Consider the following 21,484-nt stretch of genomic DNA (forward strand, 5'->3'; position numbering starts at 1 on the left):
CGGGAGGAAATCGATGCGGTTGAATTTGTACCTGACCGGCGCTGCGGCGGGGATGATCGTGGCTGGTGCCGCGCAGGCCCAGGAGCCGGATTGCAAGAACCCGACGACGCAGGCCGACATGACTTTCTGCGAGCAGTCCCGATACGAGGCGGCCGATACGGCGCTCAACGAGCAGTGGAAGAAGACGCGTGCAGCGCTCGCGGCGACCGACAAGGATCTGGACGAGAAGGATCGCGGAGCCGAAAAAGCGCTGCTCACCGCGCAGCGCGCCTGGATTTCCTATCGGGACGCCCAGTGCGAGGCTTACGGCTTCCAGGCGCGTGGCGGCACGATGGAGCCTATGCTGGTCGCAGGTTGCCTTGCCAATCTGAGCGATGAACGCACCAAGCAGCTCAAAGAGCTTTCCGACGCGGTGGGACTGAGGTGAGCCGCAAGATCATGATCGTCGGCAATGGGGAAATCGGCGAGGAGGGAGCAGCGGCAATCGCGGCTGCGGACTTCGTCGTCCGTTTCAACGAATGTCGCTCCTATGCCGCAAGCCCCGGCCGCACCGACGTCGTAGCCGTCTGCAACACCGGGCGCCCGGCCAAGGCGATGTTGAGTTCGGATACGTGGCGGACGCACCCGGCCGTCATGGAAGCCAAGGAAATCTGGAGTGTCCGCGATCCCGAAAAATTCGCCGTCTTGCGTGTGCCGCTCGCCGTTTCGCATCCGGAGCTCGACGACTTTTGCGACGATTATACGAGTCACTTCAACGCCTTCTGTAAGGACGCTGGCAAGGAACATATAGTCGTTGAGAAAGTGATTCATGAAGCAGTCGACGACGCCCTGGCGACCTTTGATCCCGCGCTTTATGTCGTTCCGAGCAGCGGCATGATTGCGATTGCCGCGACCTTCCGCAGGTTTCCGGAGGTCGAGATCGGCCTTGCCGGCTTCAGTCATTCCGGCTGGGAGTGGCATCCTTTCGCCGCCGAAAGGCAGCTTGTCGACAGCTACATCGCCAATGGCCGGCTGACGCGCCATCCTGCCGATACGTCTCTTTCTTCCTCCCAAGGAGCCTGACATATGCCCCACAAGATTTCCCGCGCCGCCTATGCCAGCATGTTCGGCCCGACCGTTGGCGACAAGGTACGCCTTGCCGATACCGAGCTCTTCATCGAGGTCGAAAAAGATTTCACGACCTATGGCGAAGAGGTGAAGTTTGGCGGCGGCAAGGTGATCCGCGACGGCATGGGGCAGAGCCAGGTGACGCGCGCCAACGGTGCGGTCGATACCGTCATCACCAATGCGGTGATCGTCGATCATACCGGTATCGTGAAGGCGGATATCGGCCTCAAGGACGGACGGATCGTCGCGATCGGCAAGGCCGGTAACCCGGACACGCAGCCGGGCGTCAACATCATCGTCGGACCAGGCACCGAGGCGATCGCGGGCGAAGGCAAGATCGTGACCGCCGGCGGGATGGACAGCCACATCCACTTCATCTGCCCGCAGCAGATCGAAGAGGCGCTGATGAGCGGTCTCACCTGCATGCTCGGCGGCGGCACCGGCCCAGCGCATGGCACATTGGCGACGACCTGCACGCCCGGCCCGTGGCACCTCGCCCGGATGATCGAAGCGGCCGACGCCTTCCCGATGAACCTCGCCTTCGCCGGCAAGGGCAATGCATCGCTGCCCGGCGCGCTCGAGGAAATGGTGCTTGCGGGCGCCACCTCGCTGAAGCTGCACGAAGATTGGGGCACGACGCCCGGCGCGATCGACTGCTGCCTGACGGTTGCCGACCAATACGACGTGCAGGTGATGATCCATACCGACACGCTAAACGAAAGCGGCTTTGTCGAAGACACGATCGGCGCCATCAAGGGCCGCACGATCCATGCCTTTCACACGGAAGGGGCAGGCGGCGGCCACGCGCCGGACATCATCAAGATCTGCGGCCAATCGAACGTCATCCCGTCTTCCACCAATCCCACGCGGCCCTACACGGTCAATACGATCGCTGAACATCTCGACATGCTGATGGTCTGCCATCACCTGTCGCCGTCGATCCCGGAAGACATCGCCTTTGCTGAAAGCCGCATCCGCAAGGAAACGATCGCAGCAGAAGACATTCTGCACGATATCGGCGCCTTCTCGATCATCTCGTCGGACAGCCAGGCCATGGGCCGTGTTGGCGAGGTGGCTATCCGCACGTGGCAGACGGCCGACAAGATGAAGCGCCAGCGCGGCCGTCTGAAAGAAGAAAAGGGCGACAACGACAATTTCCGTGTCCGCCGTTACATCGCCAAATACACGATCAATCCGGCGATTGCGCATGGCCTTTCCCATGAAATCGGCTCGATTGAAGTCGGCAAGCGCGCCGATCTGGTCATCTGGAATCCCGCCTTCTTCGGCGTGAAGCCGGACATGGTGCTGCTTGGCGGCTCGATTGCCGCTGCACCTATGGGCGATCCGAACGCCTCCATCCCGACGCCGCAGCCGGTGCATTACCGGCCGATGTTTGCCTCTTACGGCAAGAGCCTCACCAATTCCTCCGTCACCTTCGTTTCCCAGGCGTCGCTCGATGCCGGGCTGAAGGGAAGGCTGGGTGTCGCCAAGGACCTCGTTGCGGTCAAAAACACCCGCGGCGGCATCTCCAAGGCATCGATGATCCACAACAGCCTGACGCCGCATATCGAGGTGGATCCGGAAACCTACGAGGTGCGCGCCGACGGCGAACTGCTCACCTGCGAACCAGCAACCGTGCTGCCGATGGCGCAGCGCTACTTCCTCTTTTAGGGCACCAGGAGCGCCGGCTTCGTCCGCCGGCGCTTTTAAGCGCAATATCCAAATTGCTCATCACAGGGTTGTATAAAGCGATGAAAATTTGTCGCGAGCAACAGCCGCTTCAGTTTGAGATGTCGACATCCGTGCGATTTGTAATAACCTTTTACATTTCAATTGCTTGGATTTACATTGGAGGCTATCGATTTTGCTTGCTGCAGCATGCAAACCGCGCGCGAAAACAATACAACATTAAATCGTATAAACTCGTTCCAATTTTAACGGTCCGCTTAAGAAGCCGGCAGGAGTTGAGCTCTAATCAGATATCTCCGGGGACGCCGAGCTGGAGGTCGATTCTCATGAGGAGCTGGATTTTTCTCCAGGCTGAACTTGGCAATTTTCACCATCGCGGTACGATTTTCAGCTTTGCGCTGAAGATGAGTTTTGCCGCCGTTATCCTGTCGGCACTATTGATCCTCGCAGTGATGCCGCCGCTTGCCTTCCTCGGCGTGCTGCCGTTCACGCTCGCTCTTACCATCAGCTACAGTATCGCGCTGTCCTGGCTTCTCAGTGGCATTGTCTGCGGCATTCTTTCGCTGGTCGTCGGCCATGCAATGCATCAGCTGACGGTATCGCGCGCGGAGTTCGAAAAGCTCAGCCGGATCGATACGCTGTCCGGCCTGTTGAACCGCCGTGCGTTTGCGGAAGCGCTCGACAGCATCGATGACGGCGCCTCGCTGGTGATTTTCGATGTCGACCGTTTCAAGGCGATAAACGACCGTTTCGGCCATGCCTGCGGCGATGCCGTCATCATAGCCGTTTCCGCAATTCTCGCCTCGGCATTCGACGGTTCTTCGGTCGTCGCGCGTCTCGGAGGCGAAGAGTTCGGCGTTATCGTTTCAGGCGGTGACGTCGAAGAACGGCTGCAGAAGATCGAAGCGGTAAAGACGCAGATTGCCCGACGGTCGATCGCTGCCGACGGCTGCGACATATCGATCACCATTTCGGCCGGTATCGCCGATCTTCTGCCCGGGCGCAGCAAGGAGGCCGTTTATGCGTCCGCCGACAAGGCGCTTTATCTGGCAAAAGCGCTTGGCCGCAACCGCGTCGTTCATGAACGGAACGCGCTGGACCACACGTGGCATCACCATCTGGGCGAGGGCGGCCTTGGCGTCCAGGGTGCAGTGCCAGATCGCGACGGTACGCAGCGCGCCTATGGCATATAACGGGCGCGCGAAAGCATTGGCGCTTGCGCTGCCGGGCGCTATTTTGCATGGTCTTGATCTCACAGAAACGGACATGTCATGCAGCGCGTCACCTCCTATCTTCCGGCCGGAACCCCGTCTTCCAATCCTATCGGCAAAGTCGTCCTGCCGCATGATCTGAGGCATCTGCGCCGTAAGCTCCTGCATCTCGAAAACGGCGACATGGTCATGCTCGACCTGAAGGAGCCGGTGCTGTTTGCAAGCGGCGACATGCTGGTGCTCGAGGACGGCGAACTCATCGAAATCCAGGCTGCGGACGAGAAGCTTTTCGAGATCAGGGGCCGGGACCGGCTGCATCTCATCGAGCTTGCCTGGCACCTCGGCAACCGCCACCTCGGCGCGCAGATCGAAGAGGAGCGCATCCTGATCCTGCGCGACCACGTGATCCGGTCGATGCTTGAAGGGCTCGGAGCGACGGTCAGCGAGGTCACCGAGCCTTTCCAGCCCGCCCGCGGCGCCTACCATTCACACGGCGGTCACTCACATGGGCACGACCACGGCCACCACGCGCATGATTGAACTGCAATGAGTGAGAGCGGCGACCTGCAGGCCTTGCTGCGTCTCATGGCATGGCTCTCGCCGGCCTTTCCGGTCGGCTCGTTTGCCTATTCCGGGGGGCTGGAGCGCGCCGTCCATGACAGGCTTGTTACGGATGCAGCCTCGCTGGACGGATGGATCGAAACGCTACTTTCCCATGGGAGCATCTGGAATGATGCCGTGCTCTTTGCAGCGAGTTGGCGGGGGCAATCGGATGCAGGAGAGCTTGCGGAGCTTGCCGCGCTGGCGGAGGCCCTTGCCGGCTCGCGGGAGCGCCATCAGGAGACCACGCTGCTCGGCGATGCCTTTCTGGCGGCGGCGCGCGCCTGGCCCGATACCGTCGTTGATCGACTGCCGCAGGCCGTTGCCTATCCCGTTGCCGTCGGCGCAGTCGCCGGCGCGCATGGCATCGAACTGCAAAAGGCGCTCGCAGCCTTCCTGCATGCCTATGTCTCGCAATCGGTCTCGGCGGGCATCCGGCTCGGCGTTGCCGGGCAGAAGGACGGCGTCGCTATCCTGGCGCGGCTGGAAGAGGCGATTGCCGCGGCCGCTCATCGTGCGTCCGGCTCGACGCTCGACGATCTGGGTTCGGCGGCGGTTCAGGCGGATATCGCCTCGCTGCGGCACGAGACGCAGACGACGAGGCTCTTCCGCTCGTGATCGGAGCATCTGCGCTATTTGCCGGTGGCAGCGCCCTTATTCGGACGCTATCATCGGCCGAATTGGAGTGTGACATATGAAATCAAGAAACGGACCTCTTCGTGTGGGCATCGGCGGGCCTGTCGGCTCTGGAAAGACGGCGCTGACGGAGAAGCTCTGCAAGGCGATGCGTGACGACTATTCCATCGCCGTCGTCACCAATGACATCTACACGACCGAGGATGCCGAAGCGCTGATGCGCATGCAGGCGCTGCCGTCTGACCGCATCGTCGGCGTGGAGACCGGCGGCTGCCCGCATACGGCAATCCGCGAAGATGCGACGATCAATCTCCAGGCGATCGCTGGCCTGAATGCGCGGATTCCGGACCTCGATGTCGTCTTCATAGAGTCCGGCGGCGACAATCTGGCAGCGACATTTTCGCCCGATCTGGCCGATATCACCATCTATGTGATCTCCGTCTGCCAGGGCGAGGAAATCCCCCGCAAGGGCGGGCCTGGCATCACCAGGTCGGACCTTCTGGTGATCAACAAGAAGGACCTCGCACCCTTTGTCGGCGCCGATCTCGACGTCATGGACCGTGATGCGGCGCGCATGCGCGCGAAGCGTCCTTTCGTCTTCTCTGACATGAAGCGTGGCGAGGGCATCGGCCCGATCGTCAGCTTCCTGAAGGAGCAGGGCGGGCTCTAAGAACGGACGCGTTTCTGGTTCCTGTGTCTCCACATTGGCGATAGCGTTAGTCAGCCTCGTCCTCGTCCTCGTCCTTGGGCAGGAAATGCGTTTCCCACTCGCTTTCCGGAATTTCTTCGCCAACTGAAAACTCGAACGCGACGATCGTCTCGATATCCGGCGCGGTCTCGCATTTGAATTTGATATTGTACCGCGGGCGCCGGGAGCGGCGGTGCCGCTTCCTTTGCGGGCTGCTCCAGTTGAGAGGCAATGGGCGGCGTGCTACATGCTTCGGCAAGAGACGGCTTCGTTTCCACATCGGCCGGTGGAGACGTCAGAAGCTCGACGGTCATGCTCTCTTCCAACGGCGAAAGCTGCCGGCGCCCGGCCGGAAGGAATGCAAGGCGATATGGACGGCGAGCACAACCGCAATGCTCCGCCAGGCCGTTCTGTTGTCCTGCCGAAACGGCCCCCAGGTTCTCTGCGACAATCGAAATCTGGAAGACTCGCCGCTAAAATATCTTTGACAAGAAACCTGCTCACAACGGCCGCTGCAAGCAGTTTCGCGATTCCAGTTCCACATAAATGAAAGGCCGGGTTCGCCGGCCTTTCATTTTTCAGTGCAAGCTTACTCCGCTGCGAAAGGCGGCAGGCGGAGCACGTTCTTGTCGTTGGCATTGGCGCTCTTGCGCTTGCCTTCCGGGTTCTCGATCGCCTCCACCCGTTCGCTGAGAGCGCCGACGGCTTCCGTCAGTTCCTCTCGGGACATCGCCAGTTCCTCCTGATCCTTCTTGCCGACGAGGCGGCCGAAGAGCCAGCCGAGCAGGAGCGAGAGATCGTCCATGATCAGGAAGAAGGACGGCACGACGACGAGTGAAAGCACCGTCGAGACGATGATGCCGCCGATCACGGCGATCGCCATCGGCGCACGGAACGAACCGCCTTCGCCGACGCCGAGTGCCGAGGGCAGCATGCCGGCGGACATGGCGATCGAGGTCATGATGATCGGCTGGGCGCGTTTGCGGCCGGCCTCCACCATAGCTTCGACGCGAGTCATGCCGTGACGGCGCATTTCGATTGCAAAGTCGACGAGCAAGATGGCGTTCTTCGTCACGATGCCCATCAGCATGAGGTTGCCGATCAGAACCGGCATCGAGAGCGGATTGTTGGTGATGATCAGAGCAACCGCCACACCGCCGATTGCCAGCGGCAGCGAGAACAGGATGGTGAACGGCTGGATCACATCCTTGAACAGCAGGATCAGGACGGCCAGAACCAGCATCAGGCCCATCAGCATCGCGTTGACGAAGCTCTGCTGCATTTCTTTCTGGACCTTCGTGTCGCCACTTTCGACAAGCTGCACGGTCGATGGGATATGGGTGTCCTTGACGATCTGCAGGAAGCGAGCCGATGCCGTATCGAGCGCCACGCCCTGTGGCAGGTCGGAGCCGATCGCGACGACGCGATTTCGGTTGTTGCGCTTGATCGAGCTCGCGCCTTCCGCATAGTCGATGTCAGCCACGGTCGAGAGCGGCACGATCCCGCCGCTCGCCGTCTGGATCTTCAGCGCACGGATGGCCGCAAGATCGCGCCGCATATCGATTGCGGTCTGAACGCGGATCGGGATCTGGCGGTCGTCGAGGTTGATCTTGGCAAGCGCCGCATCGACGTCGCCGATCGTGGCGACACGGATCGTATCGGAAATCTGCTCCGGCGTGATGCCGAGGCGGGCGGCCTGGTCCTTGCGCGGACGAACCTGCAGTTCCGGACGCGGCAGGGCGCCTTCGGCACTGACGTTTGCCAGCAGCGGTTCTGCACGCAGCTTCGATTCCAGAAGGCCGACGGCTTCGTTCAGGTCCTTCTCGTTCTTGGATAGGAAGTTGAACGACAGGTCACGCTCGCCGCGGTCGTTGAGCTTCAAGATTCGAACGTCCGGAATATCCTTCACCCTGGCGAAGACTTCCTTTTCGATATCCCATTGCGGACGTTCGCGGCCATGAACCTCGACCTTCGGCAGATGCGGGCCGATGACCGGGATGGAGCCAAAGACATCGTTGATAACCCTCTTCACCAGCGAGTGGTCCAGCTTGAAGAGCGAAAGCGTGATCGTCGCACGGCGCAGTTCAAGGTCGCCCTTGGGGGATGCGCCGCCGAGAACGAAGACGCTTTCGACGCCGTTGATGTCCTTGACCTTGTTGTAGATCGCGTTGGACGTCTGTTCGGTGTCTTCGAGCGTCGCGTTTGGCGGCAGCTCGACGGAAAGCACAATGCGGGACGCATCTTCCGGCGGTAGGAAGCTGCCCGGAACCTGGGCAAGCAGTGCCACCGAACCGATCAGGAAGGCGATCGCCGCAAAGAGCGTCGCATAGCGCGTCCACCAGCGTGCGGTCGTGGCGCGCACGAGACGCGTATAGCCGCGGAAGAAGAGGCCGTCATTGTCATGATGGTCATCCTGGCCATCCTGCGCCCGCATCAGGTAGGCGGCCATCATCGGAGTGATGAGACGCGCCACGACGAGCGAGAAGAACACCGAAAAGGCGACCGTCAGGCCGAACTGGATGAAGTACTGGCCGGGAATGCCCGGCATGAACGAGACCGGTACGAAGACAGCAATGATCGTGAACGTCGTGGCGATGACGGCGAGACCGATTTCGTCCGCCGCTTCGATCGCCGCCCGATAGGGGGTTTTGCCCATCTTGATGTGCCGGGCGATGTTTTCGATTTCCACGATCGCATCGTCGACGAGGATACCTGTCGCGAGCGTGAGCGCGAGGAAGCTGACGAGGTTCAGCGAGAAGCCCATCAGGTCCATGATCCAGAAGGTCGGGATCGCGGACAGGGGGAGGGCGATCGCCGAAATCAGCGTTGCGCGCCAGTTCCGCAGGAACAGGAACACGACAACGACCGCCAGCAGCGCGCCCTCCATCAAGGTGTGGAGAGCAGCTTCATAGTTGCCGTAGGTGAAGTAGACGGAGTCGTTGATCAGCTCGATGCCGACATTTGGATTTTCCGCACGCACCTTGTCGAGGCTTTGCGCCACCGTTTCGGCGACGCTGACTTCGCTGGCGCCCTTGGAGCGGAAGACGCCGAAGGTAACGACGGGCGTATCGTCGAAACGCGAGAAGGATTTCGGTTCCTGATAGGTGTCTTTGATGGCGCCGAGTTCGGCGAGCTTGACGAAACGGCCGTTCGGCAGGGCGATCGTCGTATTGGCGAGTTCCGCCACGTTACGGGCGTCGCCGAGAACGCGGATCGCCTGCTCGCTGCCCGCGACCTGGCCGCGTCCGGAGCCGAGGTCGACGTTGGTTCCGTGCAGCTGCTTGTTCACGCTGGCGGCAGTGATGCCGTAGGCGTTCAGCTTGTCGGGGTTGAGCTCGATGCGTACTTCACGTTCGGCACCGCCATAGCGGTCCACGCGGCCGATGCCGGCCTGACCTTGGAGGGCGCGCTTGATCGTATCGTCGACGAACCAGGAGAGTTCCTCGAGCGTCATGTCCGGCGAGGAGACGGCAAAGGTCTGGATCGCCTGGCCTTCGACATCGACCTTGGCGACGATCGGTTCCTCGACATTGGCCGGAAGATCGCTGCGGATGCGGTCGATCGCGTCTTTGGTGTCCTGAACCGCCTGCTCCGTCGGCACTTCCATGCGGAACATCACGTTGGTTTGCGACTGACCGTCGGTGACCGTGGACTGGATTTCGTCGATGCCGTTGATCGAGGCGACGGCGTCTTCGATCTCCTTGGTCACCTGCATTTCGAGTTCGGCAGGCGAAGCGCCGCTCTGCGTCACGGTGATCGAGACGAGCGGCACGTCGATGTTCGGGAAGCGCGTGATCGGCAGCTTGTTGAAGGACTGAATGCCGACAAAAAGCAACAGCGCGAAAAGCAGCAGCGGCGCTACGGGATTTCGGATGGACCAGGCTGAAAAGTTCATCGGGCCGTCTCTCAGTTGGAAGCAGCGGGCTTTTCGCGAACCGGCGTAATGCGGTCGCCGTCGCGGACATAAGCACCGGCCTTGGCAACGACTTCCTCGCCGTCCTTCAGGCCCTTGACAATCTCAATATAGGCGCCGTCCTGGATACCGGTTTCCACTTCAGCGAATTTCACGACTCCGTCTTCGACCTTGCGGGCGGACGAGCCTTCACTGCTCGTCAGGACAGCCGAAAGCGGCAAAGCCACGTTCTGGGCCGTCTTCATGATGATCTCGGCGCTGCCGTACATGCCCGAACGCGCCTTGCTGTCATCATCGATCAGGATATGGACGAAGCCGAGGCGCGTCGTCGGGTCGACCGTCGGCGAAACCAGGCGCACCGAACCCGTTAGCTTGTCGCGGCTGCCGGCAAGCGAGATCGTCGCCTTCTGGCCCGGCTCGATCTTGATGATATCGCTCTCGCCGACTTCGGCGACCAGTTCGATATCGTTGTCGCGGATGACGGTGAAGAGTGGTTCGCCCGAACCCAGGGCGATCGCGCCGACCTTGGCGTTCTTTGCCGAAACCGTGCCTGCGACTGGCGTCCTCACATCGGTGCGGGCAAGCCTCAAATCCGTGTCGGCGATCTGGCTGTCGACGACCTTGAGGTCCGCCTGGGCAACTTCGATCGCCTGCTCGGCGGAGTTCACACGGGCGTTGGCAGAAGCGGCAGCGGCATCTGCCTGTTCCACCGTCGCAGTGGACACCGTGCCCTTCTTGCCCATTTCCTGCGCGCGGGCCTGCTGCTGGCGGGCCTGCTCGGCATTCGCCTCTGCTTCGACCAGTTGTGCCCGCAACTGCGCGAGCGTTGCTTCGCCCTTCGCCTTGGTTGCCACCATCTGGCTTTTTTGCAAGAGCAGCGCGTCGTCGTTCAGCGTCGCAAGCGTGCTGTCTGCTGCAACCTTGTCGCCGACATCGGCATTCAACGCGCGGATCGAAAGGCCCTCGACCTGCGGCTGGATATAGACTTCCTCGACCGGCTTCACGGTGCCGGTCGCAACGACACGGTCAACGAGCGTGCGCATCTTGGCGGTGGTCACGACGATCGCCGGCAGGTTCTGCTGCGGTTTCGTGGTTGCGGTTTCCTGCGCGAAAGCGGGAGTTTGCGCGAGCGCGGCGATCAAAAGGGTGGAGGCGCGTAGTATAGTCAGCGTGCGTGCCATGCGTCATGATCCAAATTATATGACATAGTCAGCCAAAATCGCGCGTTGTCCCTCAGCTCGCGAACAGGCCATTTCGTCTCTGTGTTCCCAGAGGCATTCCCGCATTATTTGCCGTCTCCATTACAGAGAAGTCACTCCTCCGGCAAATCCGGCTTGTACTTGGTATCGATTTGCTCGATGCGCAAGACCGGCAGAAAATAATTCCCCTATCCGAACATACTAGTTGCCGTTTACGTCCAGATCAATCACCGCATCGTTATGTGGTCATTCCGATGATTGATCGCAGCCGTATATTCTTAATGACGTGCGAAAGCCTGCCGATGCGACATCGTCCCTGATTTTTTTAAGCGACGTTAAAACCGAAAACGCGCGGGTTTCGCCGCGCGTTTCCGTTTTCGGATCGGCTGGAATTACTTCGCAGCCGCGTCCGTGATCTCGTGCGTCCAGGCGCCGGCCGGCTCCTTGTTGATGATCTTCTGGTCAAGAAGAGCCTTGGCCGTGCGATCGTAGAGCGCCGGGTCGAGCTTGCCAGTGCCGTCGCCGATCAGCTTGGCGACTTCGCCCATCATGCGCTTCTGGTGGTTCTCGTCCTGGCCGCCGGCATCGACGACGATCTCGGCTGCTTCATCCGGGTTTTCGGTCGAGTATTTCCAGCCCTTCATCGAAGCCTTGACGAACTTGATCATCTTTTCCTTGAAGGCTGGGTCCTTGAGCTTGTCTTCCATCGCGTAGAGACCGTCTTCGAGAAGGTCGTTGCCCATTTCCGTATAGTTGAAGACGATCAGCTCTTCCGGCTTGAAGCCCGCATCGATCGCCTGCCAGTATTCATTGTAGGTCATGACCGAGATGCAGTCCGCCTGCTTCTGCAGGAGCGGCTGCACGTCGAAGCTCTGCTTCAAGACGGTCACGCCATCCGCGCCGCCGTCGGTCTTGAGGCCGAGCTTGTTCATCCAGGCGAAGAACGGATATTCGTTGCCGAAGAACCAGACGCCGAGGGTGCGGCCCTTGAAGTCGGCTTCGGACTTGATCGGGCCGTCCTTGCGGCAGATGAGCTCCATACCCGACTTCTGGAAGGGCTGGGCGATGTTGACGAGCGGCACGCCCTTTTCGCGGGCAACCAGCGCGCCACCCATCCAGTCGACGATCACATCGGCGCCGCCACCGGCAATGACCTGTTCGGGTGCGATGTCCGGACCGCCCGGCTTGATGTCGACGTCGAGGCCCTCTTCCTCGTAATAGCCTTTCTCCTTGGCGACGTAATAGCCGGCGAACTGGCTCTGCGTGACCCATTTCAGCTGCAGCGTCACCTTGTCGGCAGCCATTGCATGGGCAGCCGCGAGCGACATTGCGCTTGCCATCATTGCAACCATCAGTTTTTTCATTTTCTTTTCCCTCTGAAGTTATGCCCAATCCCATTTGCGAGAATAAAGCGACGTCTAGCCACCACGGATAGACGGATGCCAGAAAGTCACCGCCCTTTCGGCGAGGGCGACGGCCCCGTAGAAGATCGAGCCTGCCAGCGCCGCAACGGCGATTTCGGCCCAGACCATGTCGACATTCATGCGCCCGATCTCGGTGGAGATGCGGAAGCCCATTCCGACGATCGGCGTCCCGAAGAATTCCGCAACGATGGCACCAATCAGCGCCAGCGTCGAGTTGATCTTCAGCGCATTGAAAATGAAGGGCATGGCTGCCGGAAGCCGTAGCTTCAGCAGCGTCTGCCAGTAGTTCGAGGCATAGGTGCGCATCAGGTCGCGCTCCATGCTGCCGGACGCGGCCAGGCCCGCGACGGTGTTCACCAGCATCGGGAAGAAGGTCATGATGATGACGACGGCGGCCTTCGACGGCCAGTCGAAGCCGAACCACATGACCATGATCGGCGCCACGCCGATGATCGGCAGCGCCGAGACCATATTGCCGATCGGCAGCAGGCCGCGGCGCAGGAACGCCACGCGATCGGCCAGGATCGCGACGATAAAGCCGCTGGCACAGCCAACGGCGTAGCCGATCAGCACGGCCTTGAAGATCGTCTGCCTAACGTCTTCGCCGAGGATCGGCAGCGAGCCGGCGATACGTGCGCCGATAGCGCTTGGCGGCGGTAGGAGCACGAAGGGAATGCCCGCGCCCCGGGTCGCCGTTTCCCAAAGGATCAGGATCCAGGCGCCAAAGATCGCTGGGATCAGCAGGCGCAGGAACGAGCTTTCGAAATTCGAGGCGGGCTTGATCTCGCAAAGCACGGTGACGCAGCGCCAGGCAAGCAGCCAGCAGGCGGCGATCAGGAAGAAAAAGGATTTCGCCGCCATGCCTTCGTTGCCGGCAATGCCGGAAAGTAGCATCCAGGCGGCTTCATGAGTGCCGATCAGCAGAACGGTCGCGCAATAGAGCCTCGGCAGAGGCGCTACCGAAATGAGGGCGGATGCCGCGACGATGACGACGACAAGTGTCACCGTTTGATCGCTGAAGGGGCGGGGGGCGGCTTCGCTGAGGAGCGGCAGCGAGAGCAGCGCTGCGGCGCACAGAATTAGGGCGATCAAGGCCTGCCAGGAGATATTCAGCTTCTTCATGCCGGCCTGCCTCCCATGGCGCGATCGACGATCTTCGACACGAGGCCGACGATCGCAACGAGCATGGCCGCCAGCACGGAACCTGCCACGAGTGCCGCCCAGATATCGATCGTCTGGCTGTAATAGGAGCCCGCCAGCAGCTTCGAACCGATGCCGGCGACGGCGCCTGTCGGGAGTTCGCCGACGATTGCGCCGACGAGGCTCGCGGCAATCGCCACCTTCATCGACGTGAAGAGGAAAGGGATCGAGGCCGGGACGCGCAGCTTCCAGAAGGTTTGCAATGCGGTCGCGTTATAGGTGCGCATCAGGTCGAGATGCATGATCTCCGGCGAGCGCAGACCCTTCACCATTCCGACCGCGACGGGAAAGAAGGAGAGATAGGTCGAGATCAGCGCCTTCGGGATCAGGCCGGTGATGTTGATCGCTCCGAGCACCACGATGACCATCGGCGCGATCGCCAGGATAGGCACCGTCTGCGATGCGATGATCCACGGCATCAGGCTACGGTCGAGCGTCTTGATATGCACGATGCCGACGGCGATCGCGATGCCGAGCAGGGTCCCGAGCGCAAAGCCGAGAACCGTCGAGGACAATGTCACGCCGGCGTGGTAGACGAGGCTGCGATTGCTGGAGAGTTTTCTGAGGAAGGTGTTCTCGAAGACATTGCTCGCCACCTGATGCGGCGCCGGCAGGATCGGCTTCGGCTGCGAGAGCGTCTTTTCGACGAATTCCATCGCGGTGGAGGTGACGTTGCCGCGCTGATCCATGTCTCGCTGGAAGGGCGCGTTCATGAAGATCGCCGCGACATACCAGACGACGATGAGCGCCAGCAGGATCGTCAGGACGGGGATGAATTTGTCCTTGAGGGTGTCGGGTTTCATGGGCCTGCCCTCCTACTCCTCATAGCTATGCCCCGCCCTTAGCCCCTCACGCACGCGGTGGGCGATTTTCAGGAATTCCGGGGTTTCGCGGATACCGAGGGGGCGCTCCGCCGGGAGCGTGGAGTCGATGACGTCGGTGACGCGACCGGGGCGCGGGGACATGACGACGATCTTCGTGGAGAGGTAGACGGCTTCGGGGATCGAGTGGGTGACGAAGCAGATCGTCTTGTTGGTGCGCGCCCAAAGCTTCAGAAGCTCTTCGTTCAGGTGGTCGCGGACGATTTCGTCGAGTGCGCCGAAAGGTTCGTCCATCAACAGCAGGTCGGCGTCGAAAGCGAGTGCGCGGGCGATCGAGGCACGCTGCTGCATGCCGCCGGAAAGCTGCCAGGGAAATTTCTTCTCGAAGCCGGAGAGGTTGACGAGATCCAATGCCTCGGCGATGCGCTTTTTCTGGTCGTCGGCGGCATAACTCATGATTTCCAGGGGCAGCGCGATGTTCTTCTCGATCGTCCGCCAAGGATAGAGCGCCGGCGCCTGGAAGACGTAGCCATAGGCGCGCGCCTTGCGGGCGTCGTCCGGCGTCATGCCGTTGACGGTGATCTCGCCTGAGGTCTTCTTCTCCAGATCGGCGATGACGCGCAGGAATGTCGTCTTGCCACAGCCGGATGGACCGATGAAGGAAACGAAATCGCCCTTGCGGACATCGAGATTGACATCGCTCAGCGCATGCACCGGCCCGTCATTCGTCTGGTAGGTGAGACAGAGATCCTTTGCGGATACGACGGATGCTTGCATCGATGCTTTACCAGTCCTGTTTTCCCCGCGTCGCCGCGGTTTGCGTGCTATGATGACCGCCGGTTTTCTTTGCCGCGGCAAAATTCATGGAGAATGACGATGGACGCGAAGTCAAAGCCCACCTGCCACATCATTCGCCCCAGCCACGCCTATAGCGGCAAGCAGGGGCTGAGCTACTTCGAAGGCATCGCCGCGGAAACGGTTGGCGCGAAGGGCATCTGCATGCATCTTCTGACGATCCCACCGGGCGTGCGCGCCAAGGCGCATCTGCACGAGGCGCATGAAACGGCGATTTACATGCTCTCGGGCGAAGCGCACACCTGGTACGGCGACGAGCTGGAGCATCATGTCGTCGTTCATGCCGGCGAGCTGTTTTACATTCCGGCGGGTGTCCCGCACCTGCCGGCGAACCTCAGCAGCACGCCGTGCACCGCGATCATCGCGCGGACAGATCCCAACGAGCAGGAAAGTGTCGTGCTGCTGCCGGAACTGGATGGGTTGGTGGAGGGTTGAAAAATACCAACCTCGGCCCGTCCGGGCATCCCCCACGCAAGGGGGAACGGATGGAGGATGCTCGTCGATCCCCATGAAGGCGCCAGGCGTATTGTGCCGTTCAACTACGGTGATGTGGTAGCCGCATGTTCCCGCTCTCCCTTTTTGTGGGGGAGATGTCACGAAGGGGCAGAGGGGGGTATCCCGCACGCTCGACATCCCTTCCGATCACACGCCGCTTGCCGGAATGCCAGTGCGCTCGACCTTGCGCGGCGCGGTGACTTCCTTCCAGGTCGACAGCGCCTTGCTGACGGCGGTGACCGGTTCGCGCTTGACGAATTCGCCATGGCCCTCGCGGGTCTTGATCGTGTCCTCTTCAATGGCGACGACGCCGCGCGTCAGCGTGTAGCGCGGCAGGCCGGTGACCTGCTTGCCTTCGAAGACGTTGTAGTCGATGGCCGACTGCTGGTTTTTCGAGGTGATGATCTTTGCGCGCTTCGGGTCCCAGACGACGAGATCTGCATCGGCACCGACGAGGATCGCGCCCTTCTTCGGATAGATATTGAGGATCTTCGCGATGTTCGTCGAGGTCACGGCGACGAATTCGTTCATCGTCAGGCGGCCGGTATTGATGCCATAAGTCCAGAGCATCGGCATGCGGTCTTCAAGACCGCCGGTGCCGTTCGGGATCTTGGTGAAATCGCCGACGCCGAAACGCTTCTGCTCAGTGGTGAAAGCGCAATGGTCGGTCGCGACGACCTGCAGCGAGCCGGAGGCAAGGCCGGCCCAGAGGCTATCTTGATGCTGCTTGTTGCGGAAGGGCGGTGACATGACGCGGCGGGCGGCGTGATCCCAGTCCTTGTTGAAATACTCCGTCTCGTCGAGCGTCAGGTGCTGGATGAGCGGCTCGCCATAGGCGCGGATGCCTTTCTGGCGGGCGCGGCGGATCGCTTCGTGCGCCTGTTCGCAGGACGTGTGGACGATATAGACGGGGCAGCCGGCCATGTCGGCAATCATGATCGCGCGGTTGGTCGCCTCGCCTTCCACTTCCGGCGGCCGGGAATAGGCGTGCGCTTCCGGGCCGTTGTTGCCTTCGGCCATGAGCTTTGCCTGCAATTGCGCGACGACGTCGCCGTTTTCGGCGTGGACCAGCGGCAGCGCGCCGAGTTCGGCGCAGCGCCGGAAGGAGGAATACATCTCGTCGTCGTCCACCATCAGCGCACCCTTGTAGGCCATGAAATGCTTGAAGGTGTTGATGCCCTTATCCTGGACGACGGTCTTCATCTCATTGAAGACCTGCTCACTCCACCAGGTGATCGCCATATGGAAGGAATAGTCGCAGTTGGCGCGGGTCGATTTGTTATCCCACATCGTCAGCGCTTCGAGTAACGACTGGCCGGGCGAGGGCAGGGCGAAATCGACCACCATCGTCGTGCCGCCGGAAAGGGCCGCGCGCGTGCCGCTCTCGAAATCGTCGGAGGAGTAGGTGCCCATGAACGGCATTTCGAGATGCGTATGAGGGTCGATGCCGCCCGGCATGACGTAGCAACCGGACGCATCCAGCGTCTCATTGCCCGAAAGGTTCGGCCCGATCTCGACGATCTTGCCGCCTTCGATCTTCACATCGGCCGTGTAGGTGAGGTCGGCCGTGACGATGGTTCCGCCCTTGATGACTGTGCTCATTCTCCGAACTCCCTGGCGCTGCGCGGTGCCTGCGCAAGCTGTTTATCCAATGACTGGCGGTAGCGGATGCAGCCGCGCATGAACTGGGGCCAATCCGGCACGATCTGGCCGCCCGTCGGTGAATCCGGCAGAAGCGCCCACATGCCGGGGTGATGCCAACAGAGCTCGTGCATGGACGTATCCCGGTGGGTGCGGATCGCATGGCGCATGGCGCGGGCTGTGGAAAGCAATTGCGCACGCGTCATGGTATTCAGATCGGCATCCGCATCGCCCGTCATCTGACGATCTCCGCCGTCTCGGCCACGGCATGAAACAGCACGTCCGCACCGGCGCTCGCCCATTCCTTGGAAATTTCCTCCGCCTCGTTGTGCGACAGGCCGCCGACGCAGGGGCACATGATCATCGTCGTCGGCGCGACCTTGGCAGCCCAGCATGCGTCGTGGCCGGCGCCGGAGATGAGGTTCATGTGGCTGTAGCCGAGCCTTTCGGCGGCATCGCGCACGGATTTGACGAGCTTCGGATCGAAGGTCACCGGTTCGAAATGGCCGATCGCCTCGATCGAACAGCCGACGCCCAGTGCATCGGTGATCTTCGGCGCTTCGGCTTCGATCTTGGCGCGCATGCGGTCGAGCTTTTCCTTGTCAGGCGAGCGGATGTCGACGGTAAAGATCACCTTGCCGGGCAGCACGTTGCGGGAGTTCGGCGAGAAGAACACCTGGCCGACGCCGCCGACAGCACCCGGCTGCTCGCTCATGGCGACCTCTTGGACCATCTCGAAGATGCGCGCCATGGCAAGCCCGGCATTGACGCGCATGTTCATCGGCGTCGAGCCGGTATGTGCCTCCCTGCCGGTCAGCGTGAATTCGAGCCACCAGAGGCCCTGACAGTGGGTGACGACGCCGATCTGCTTCTCCTCGGCTTCGAGGATCGGACCCTGCTCGATGTGATACTCGAAATAGGCGTGCATCTTGCGGGCGCCGACTTCTTCGTCGCCGAGCCAGCCAATGCGCTTCAGCTCGTCGCCAAACGTCTTGCCCTCGGGATCCTTGCGGCCATAGGCATAGTCCAGCGTGTGAACGCCGGCGAAAACGCCGGAGGCAAGCATGGCCGGGGCAAAACGGGCGCCTTCCTCATTGGTCCAGTTGGTGACGACGATCGGGTGCTTCGTCCTGATGCCGAGGTCGTTCATCGTACGGACGACTTCGAGCGCACCGAGCACGCCGAGCACGCCATCATATTTGCCGCCGGTCGGCTGGGTGTCGAGATGCGATCCGACATAAACGGGGAGCGCATCGGGATCCGTGCCAGGACGGGTTGCGAACATCGTGCCCATCTTGTCGACGCCGACGGTCAGGCCTGCGGCTTCGCACCATGTGCGGAAGAGGCTGCGGCCTTCGGCATCGGAGTCCGTCAGCGTCTGGCGGTTATTGCCGCCGGCAATTCCGGGGCCGATCTTTGCCATGTCCATGAGACTGTCCCAGAGACGGTCTCCGTTGACGCGCATATTCTCGCCTGGTGCTGCCACCATGTCTGAAATCCTCACCTGTTTTTTACGGTCATGCAAAGAACATGCGCCGTCTGTTCCCATCGTCAATTGTCGGCGCGCTTGTTTGTTTTGTTACGCCGGAAAATCGCCAGTTGCCTTTGTTTGGCATCTGACAGATAATTTGACCGATTGGTAAACATTACAGCTTCCCGCGCCGGGCTCAAGACGAAAATCAGGAAAAATTCAGACAAAATTGCAGGGAGTTGCTCAAAAGGACGGCAGGGCGAGCCGTTCGTCTGAAGCAGTTGAATTTCAAGGGAAACGAGAGCCAGATGGCAATTCCGAGAGCAGCGAAGACCCAGCGGCGCACGCGGATCCAGGAGGAGAAGGAAGAGCAGATTCTGGAAGCTGCGCTCGATGTGTTTTCCGCCAGGGGTTTTCGCGGCTCTACGATCGACCAGATCGCAGAGGTGGCCGGCATGTCGAAGCCGAACCTGCTCTATTACTTCCGTACCAAGGAGGCGATGCACCGGGCGCTGATCGACCGTGTGCTTTATACGTGGCTTGAGCCGCTTCGCGCCTTCGATGCCGAGGGCAATCCGGAGAACGAAATCCGCAGCTACATTCGCCGCAAGCTGGAATTGGCGCGCGACTTTCCCCGCGAAAGCCGGCTCTTTGCAAACGAGGTGCTGCAGGGAGCGCCGCATATCGAAGACGAGCTGAAGGGGCCGCTGAAGCAACTCGTCGATGAGAAGGCCGAGGTTATCCGCGCCTGGGCGAAGGCCGGCAAGATCGCCAAATGCGATCCCTACCATCTGATCTTTTCGATCTGGTCGACAACGCAGCATTATGCCGACTTCGACGTCCAGGTGCGCGCCGTGCTCGGACAGGAGCATGCCGGGGCAGGGCGCTTCGAGGATGCGGCGCGCTTCCTCGAGCAGCTCTTCATCGGCGGGCTGATGGTTCGCCCGGCCTGACCGCCCTCCTCAGTGGTGCTGCCTCACCCGTTCAGGCGGCGAACGGCTCCAAGTGTCACGCGAATCGTCTCCGCGACATGGCGTTGCGCCCCGGAAAACGGCAGCGATCGTCCGCGCATCAGTTCAGACCAGGCCCGGAAGCTCTTGTGGAAGGTGAGGGCATGGCTGCCGGCGTCGTGTTCTGCTGGCCTTGACGAAGCGCCAGCCCAATGCACCGTTCCTAGGATTTCCTGGCGGAAGAATACGATGTAATCGCGCGCCGGCTGCGAGGTCGGAATGGCCATCAGTCCGGCGACGTCGCCATTCAATTCCGCCTCGGGCCAGAGTTCGGCAACACGATCGGTCGCGAACACATGCCCGGCTATCATGCCGTTCAGCCTATCGATCAGCGCAGAGAATTGCTGCTGGGAGGGAGCGAGCCCTGTCAGCGCCGTGCGGCCACCGATCCAGACGCCGATGCCGTCTGCGGGAATAGCGCCGGCGAGCACTTCGGCCAGCCAGGCCGGATCATCGGGCAGGCCAGTATTGTCCGCAACGGCGGTCAACAGCCGCTCGACGATCTTTCGTGCCCCGGTTTCGAATTCCAGCGCCAGCCGGCACTCCCGGGTTTCGAGCCGCGAGGCGACCATCTGGGCGAAGTGTTCCGCCGTCAAGCGCCGTTCGACGGGGAGCAGGCGGGCAGCATAATGATGGCAGGCAAACAGGCCCCAGAGCCTGCCATCCACGACGATCGGAATCGAAAACGAGGCAGCGACGCCCATGTCCTTCAGATAGTCGATATGGCCCGACGTGGTCGCATGCAGGCTCGACAGGGAGAGATCGATCGCCCGGCCGTGCTCGTCGAGTTCCGGCACGACCGGAACCGGCGCGGCATCGACATCGGCGATGATGCGGAAGAGACTGCGGGCATACAAGGCGCGTTCCTCGGCCGCAATGTCGGCGGCCGGAAAGTGAAGGCCAAGCAAGGATCCTATGCCGGATCTTGCGGCTTCCGCCACGATTTCGCCGGACCCTTCGTCATCAAAGCGGTAGACCATCACGCGGTCGAAGCCGGTAATGCCGCGCGCTTGCCGGGCGCTCTCGCGGAAAAACGCTTCCAGGGTCTGCGCCTGGTCGATGCGCGCCATCATGGCGGGCATCGACAGCGTCGAGCCACCTTGGCCCTCGCGCTGCGACGGTTCGGCCTCGATGACGATCTCACCCTCGCTGCAGTGCAGAGCCACGTCGAAAATGGGGCCGCCCTCCGCAAAGGCGATGCCGGACAGCCGCTCGATCATGACCGGACCTCGGATGACGGTCAGCCGGTTGCGGATCGTGTGCAGCGTCCTGGACATGATGATGCCGGAGAGTGGCTGCCGAAGCACGTGTTCGCAGCCGACGCCCAGAAACTCTTCGAGATTGGCCGACGCGCGCACGATTCTCCAGTCGGGGGAAGCCGCAAGCAGGAAGCCGAAGGGCTGGATGGCGGCGCGCTGAAGGGTAGCTCCCCCGTCGCAATTCGTCAGGTCCGCACCATTGCAGGCTTTGCTCACGAGACAGGAGACTCCGGTTCCGTTTCAGTTACCCCATTTCGGCGTAACA

The 21,484-nt window shown here is 61.3% G+C and carries 20 protein-coding genes; 9 read left to right on the plus strand and 11 right to left on the minus strand.

Going from position 1 to position 21,484, the window contains the following annotated elements:
• Positions 1-13: 13 nt before the first annotated feature.
• The 7 genes from A3C3_RS0123215 to ureG all read left to right on the plus strand — a co-directional run bounded on the left by A3C3_RS0123215 (position 14) and on the right by ureG (position 5,913).
• On the plus strand, positions 14-427 hold the full coding sequence (locus A3C3_RS0123215; protein WP_022716978.1) for a lysozyme inhibitor LprI family protein: 414 nt from the start codon (positions 14-16) through the stop codon (positions 425-427).
• An 11-nt stretch (positions 428-438) separates the two neighbouring features.
• Positions 439-1,062 carry a Urease operon accessory protein gene (locus A3C3_RS0123220; protein ID WP_028739928.1) on the plus strand — a complete coding sequence of 208 codons (624 nt, stop codon included), beginning with the start codon at positions 439-441 and terminating at the stop codon, positions 1,060-1,062.
• 3 nt (positions 1,063-1,065) lie between these two features.
• Positions 1,066-2,778 carry an urease subunit alpha gene (ureC, locus tag A3C3_RS0123225; RefSeq protein ID WP_022716980.1) on the plus strand — a complete coding sequence of 571 codons (1,713 nt, stop codon included), beginning with the start codon at positions 1,066-1,068 and terminating at the stop codon, positions 2,776-2,778.
• A gap of 344 nt (positions 2,779-3,122) precedes the next feature.
• The gene (locus tag A3C3_RS0123230) at positions 3,123-3,989 is read left to right on the plus strand and encodes a GGDEF domain-containing protein (protein ID WP_022716981.1); all 867 of its coding nucleotides are present in this window, start codon (positions 3,123-3,125) and stop codon (positions 3,987-3,989) included.
• A 78-nt stretch (positions 3,990-4,067) separates the two neighbouring features.
• Positions 4,068-4,547 carry an urease accessory protein UreE gene (gene ureE / locus A3C3_RS0123235; protein ID WP_022716982.1) on the plus strand — a complete coding sequence of 160 codons (480 nt, stop codon included), beginning with the start codon at positions 4,068-4,070 and terminating at the stop codon, positions 4,545-4,547.
• 6 nt (positions 4,548-4,553) lie between these two features.
• Positions 4,554-5,225 (plus strand): urease accessory protein UreF, encoded by a 672-nt coding sequence (locus A3C3_RS0123240; protein ID WP_022716983.1) that lies wholly within the window; start codon positions 4,554-4,556, stop codon positions 5,223-5,225.
• A 76-nt stretch (positions 5,226-5,301) separates the two neighbouring features.
• Positions 5,302-5,913 carry an urease accessory protein UreG gene (ureG, locus tag A3C3_RS0123245; RefSeq protein WP_022716984.1) on the plus strand — a complete coding sequence of 204 codons (612 nt, stop codon included), beginning with the start codon at positions 5,302-5,304 and terminating at the stop codon, positions 5,911-5,913.
• A gap of 46 nt (positions 5,914-5,959) precedes the next feature.
• Here the strand turns inward: ureG and A3C3_RS0123250 are convergent, their stop codons facing one another.
• The 7 genes from A3C3_RS0123250 to A3C3_RS0123280 form a co-directional block, all read right to left on the minus strand.
• Positions 5,960-6,190: a DUF930 domain-containing protein gene (locus tag A3C3_RS0123250; RefSeq protein ID WP_022716985.1), complete on the minus strand. Its 231-nt coding sequence runs from the start codon at positions 6,188-6,190 to the stop codon at positions 5,960-5,962.
• 330 nt (positions 6,191-6,520) lie between these two features.
• Positions 6,521-9,826 carry an efflux RND transporter permease subunit gene (locus A3C3_RS0123255; protein ID WP_022716986.1) on the minus strand — a complete coding sequence of 1,102 codons (3,306 nt, stop codon included), beginning with the start codon at positions 9,824-9,826 and terminating at the stop codon, positions 6,521-6,523.
• An 11-nt stretch (positions 9,827-9,837) separates the two neighbouring features.
• Positions 9,838-11,025 carry an efflux RND transporter periplasmic adaptor subunit gene (locus A3C3_RS0123260; RefSeq protein ID WP_022716987.1) on the minus strand — a complete coding sequence of 396 codons (1,188 nt, stop codon included), beginning with the start codon at positions 11,023-11,025 and terminating at the stop codon, positions 9,838-9,840.
• A 410-nt stretch (positions 11,026-11,435) separates the two neighbouring features.
• On the minus strand, positions 11,436-12,407 hold the full coding sequence (locus A3C3_RS0123265) for an ABC transporter substrate-binding protein (RefSeq protein ID WP_022716988.1): 972 nt from the start codon (positions 12,405-12,407) through the stop codon (positions 11,436-11,438).
• 54 nt (positions 12,408-12,461) lie between these two features.
• A complete protein-coding gene (locus A3C3_RS0123270) occupies positions 12,462-13,589 on the minus strand; it encodes an ABC transporter permease (protein ID WP_022716989.1) in 1,128 nt (375 codons plus the stop codon).
• The gene (locus A3C3_RS0123275) at positions 13,586-14,470 is read right to left on the minus strand and encodes an ABC transporter permease (RefSeq protein WP_022716990.1); all 885 of its coding nucleotides are present in this window, start codon (positions 14,468-14,470) and stop codon (positions 13,586-13,588) included. The genes A3C3_RS0123270 and A3C3_RS0123275 overlap by 4 nt, the downstream gene beginning before the upstream one ends.
• A 12-nt stretch (positions 14,471-14,482) precedes the next feature.
• Positions 14,483-15,265: an ABC transporter ATP-binding protein gene (locus A3C3_RS0123280; protein ID WP_022716991.1), complete on the minus strand. Its 783-nt coding sequence runs from the start codon at positions 15,263-15,265 to the stop codon at positions 14,483-14,485.
• A gap of 99 nt (positions 15,266-15,364) precedes the next feature.
• On the opposite strand from A3C3_RS0123280, the gene A3C3_RS0123285 reads away from it, so the two are divergent.
• Positions 15,365-15,778 carry a cupin domain-containing protein gene (locus A3C3_RS0123285; protein ID WP_022716992.1) on the plus strand — a complete coding sequence of 138 codons (414 nt, stop codon included), beginning with the start codon at positions 15,365-15,367 and terminating at the stop codon, positions 15,776-15,778.
• A 207-nt stretch (positions 15,779-15,985) separates the two neighbouring features.
• On the opposite strand, the gene hydA is transcribed toward A3C3_RS0123285, so the two are convergent.
• The 3 genes from hydA to A3C3_RS0123300 are packed head-to-tail and all read right to left on the minus strand — an operon-like array spanning position 15,986 to position 18,968.
• Positions 15,986-17,440 (minus strand): dihydropyrimidinase, encoded by a 1,455-nt coding sequence (gene hydA / locus A3C3_RS0123290; RefSeq protein WP_022716993.1) that lies wholly within the window; start codon positions 17,438-17,440, stop codon positions 15,986-15,988.
• On the minus strand, positions 17,437-17,718 hold the full coding sequence (locus A3C3_RS0123295) for a hypothetical protein (protein ID WP_022716994.1): 282 nt from the start codon (positions 17,716-17,718) through the stop codon (positions 17,437-17,439). Before A3C3_RS0123295 ends, hydA begins: the two co-directional genes overlap by 4 nt.
• Positions 17,715-18,968: a Zn-dependent hydrolase gene (locus A3C3_RS0123300; protein WP_022716995.1), complete on the minus strand. Its 1,254-nt coding sequence runs from the start codon at positions 18,966-18,968 to the stop codon at positions 17,715-17,717. Before A3C3_RS0123300 ends, A3C3_RS0123295 begins: the two co-directional genes overlap by 4 nt.
• A gap of 290 nt (positions 18,969-19,258) precedes the next feature.
• Between A3C3_RS0123300 and A3C3_RS0123305 the strand changes: the two genes are divergently transcribed.
• Complete coding sequence (locus A3C3_RS0123305; protein WP_033419782.1) at positions 19,259-19,903, plus strand: TetR family transcriptional regulator C-terminal domain-containing protein; 645 nt, start codon at positions 19,259-19,261, stop codon at positions 19,901-19,903.
• A gap of 23 nt (positions 19,904-19,926) precedes the next feature.
• Here the strand turns inward: A3C3_RS0123305 and A3C3_RS39015 are convergent, their stop codons facing one another.
• Entirely contained in the window at positions 19,927-21,435 is a 1,509-nt protein-coding gene (locus tag A3C3_RS39015) for a GAF domain-containing protein (RefSeq protein WP_022716997.1), read from the minus strand.
• Between the last annotated feature and the right edge of the window lie 49 nt (positions 21,436-21,484).

The organism is Rhizobium mongolense USDA 1844 (assembly GCF_000419765.1).
In the GTDB taxonomy this organism is placed as follows: domain Bacteria; phylum Pseudomonadota; class Alphaproteobacteria; order Rhizobiales; family Rhizobiaceae; genus Rhizobium; species Rhizobium mongolense.

What these genes read in the sequence shown, in the direction of transcription:
- A3C3_RS0123215 (WP_022716978.1), top strand. Translation starts at nt 14, where the DNA reads ATGCGGTTGAATTTGTACCTGACCGGCGCTGCGGCGGGGATGATCGTG.
- A3C3_RS0123220 (WP_028739928.1), top strand. Translation starts at nt 439, where the DNA reads ATGATCGTCGGCAATGGGGAAATCGGCGAGGAGGGAGCAGCGGCAATC.
- ureC (WP_022716980.1), top strand. Translation starts at nt 1,066, where the DNA reads ATGCCCCACAAGATTTCCCGCGCCGCCTATGCCAGCATGTTCGGCCCG.
- A3C3_RS0123230 (WP_022716981.1), top strand. Translation starts at nt 3,123, where the DNA reads ATGAGGAGCTGGATTTTTCTCCAGGCTGAACTTGGCAATTTTCACCAT.
- ureE (WP_022716982.1), top strand. Translation starts at nt 4,068, where the DNA reads ATGCAGCGCGTCACCTCCTATCTTCCGGCCGGAACCCCGTCTTCCAAT.
- A3C3_RS0123240 (WP_022716983.1), top strand. Translation starts at nt 4,554, where the DNA reads ATGAGTGAGAGCGGCGACCTGCAGGCCTTGCTGCGTCTCATGGCATGG.
- ureG (WP_022716984.1), top strand. Translation starts at nt 5,302, where the DNA reads ATGAAATCAAGAAACGGACCTCTTCGTGTGGGCATCGGCGGGCCTGTC.
- A3C3_RS0123255 (WP_022716986.1), bottom strand. Translation starts at nt 9,826, where the DNA reads ATGAACTTTTCAGCCTGGTCCATCCGAAATCCCGTAGCGCCGCTGCTG.
- A3C3_RS0123260 (WP_022716987.1), bottom strand. Translation starts at nt 11,025, where the DNA reads ATGGCACGCACGCTGACTATACTACGCGCCTCCACCCTTTTGATCGCC.
- A3C3_RS0123265 (WP_022716988.1), bottom strand. Translation starts at nt 12,407, where the DNA reads ATGAAAAAACTGATGGTTGCAATGATGGCAAGCGCAATGTCGCTCGCG.
- A3C3_RS0123270 (WP_022716989.1), bottom strand. Translation starts at nt 13,589, where the DNA reads ATGAAGAAGCTGAATATCTCCTGGCAGGCCTTGATCGCCCTAATTCTG.
- A3C3_RS0123275 (WP_022716990.1), bottom strand. Translation starts at nt 14,470, where the DNA reads ATGAAACCCGACACCCTCAAGGACAAATTCATCCCCGTCCTGACGATC.
- A3C3_RS0123280 (WP_022716991.1), bottom strand. Translation starts at nt 15,265, where the DNA reads ATGCAAGCATCCGTCGTATCCGCAAAGGATCTCTGTCTCACCTACCAG.
- A3C3_RS0123285 (WP_022716992.1), top strand. Translation starts at nt 15,365, where the DNA reads ATGGACGCGAAGTCAAAGCCCACCTGCCACATCATTCGCCCCAGCCAC.
- hydA (WP_022716993.1), bottom strand. Translation starts at nt 17,440, where the DNA reads ATGAGCACAGTCATCAAGGGCGGAACCATCGTCACGGCCGACCTCACC.
- A3C3_RS0123295 (WP_022716994.1), bottom strand. Translation starts at nt 17,718, where the DNA reads ATGACGGGCGATGCGGATGCCGATCTGAATACCATGACGCGTGCGCAA.
- A3C3_RS0123300 (WP_022716995.1), bottom strand. Translation starts at nt 18,968, where the DNA reads ATGGTGGCAGCACCAGGCGAGAATATGCGCGTCAACGGAGACCGTCTC.
- A3C3_RS0123305 (WP_033419782.1), top strand. Translation starts at nt 19,259, where the DNA reads ATGGCAATTCCGAGAGCAGCGAAGACCCAGCGGCGCACGCGGATCCAG.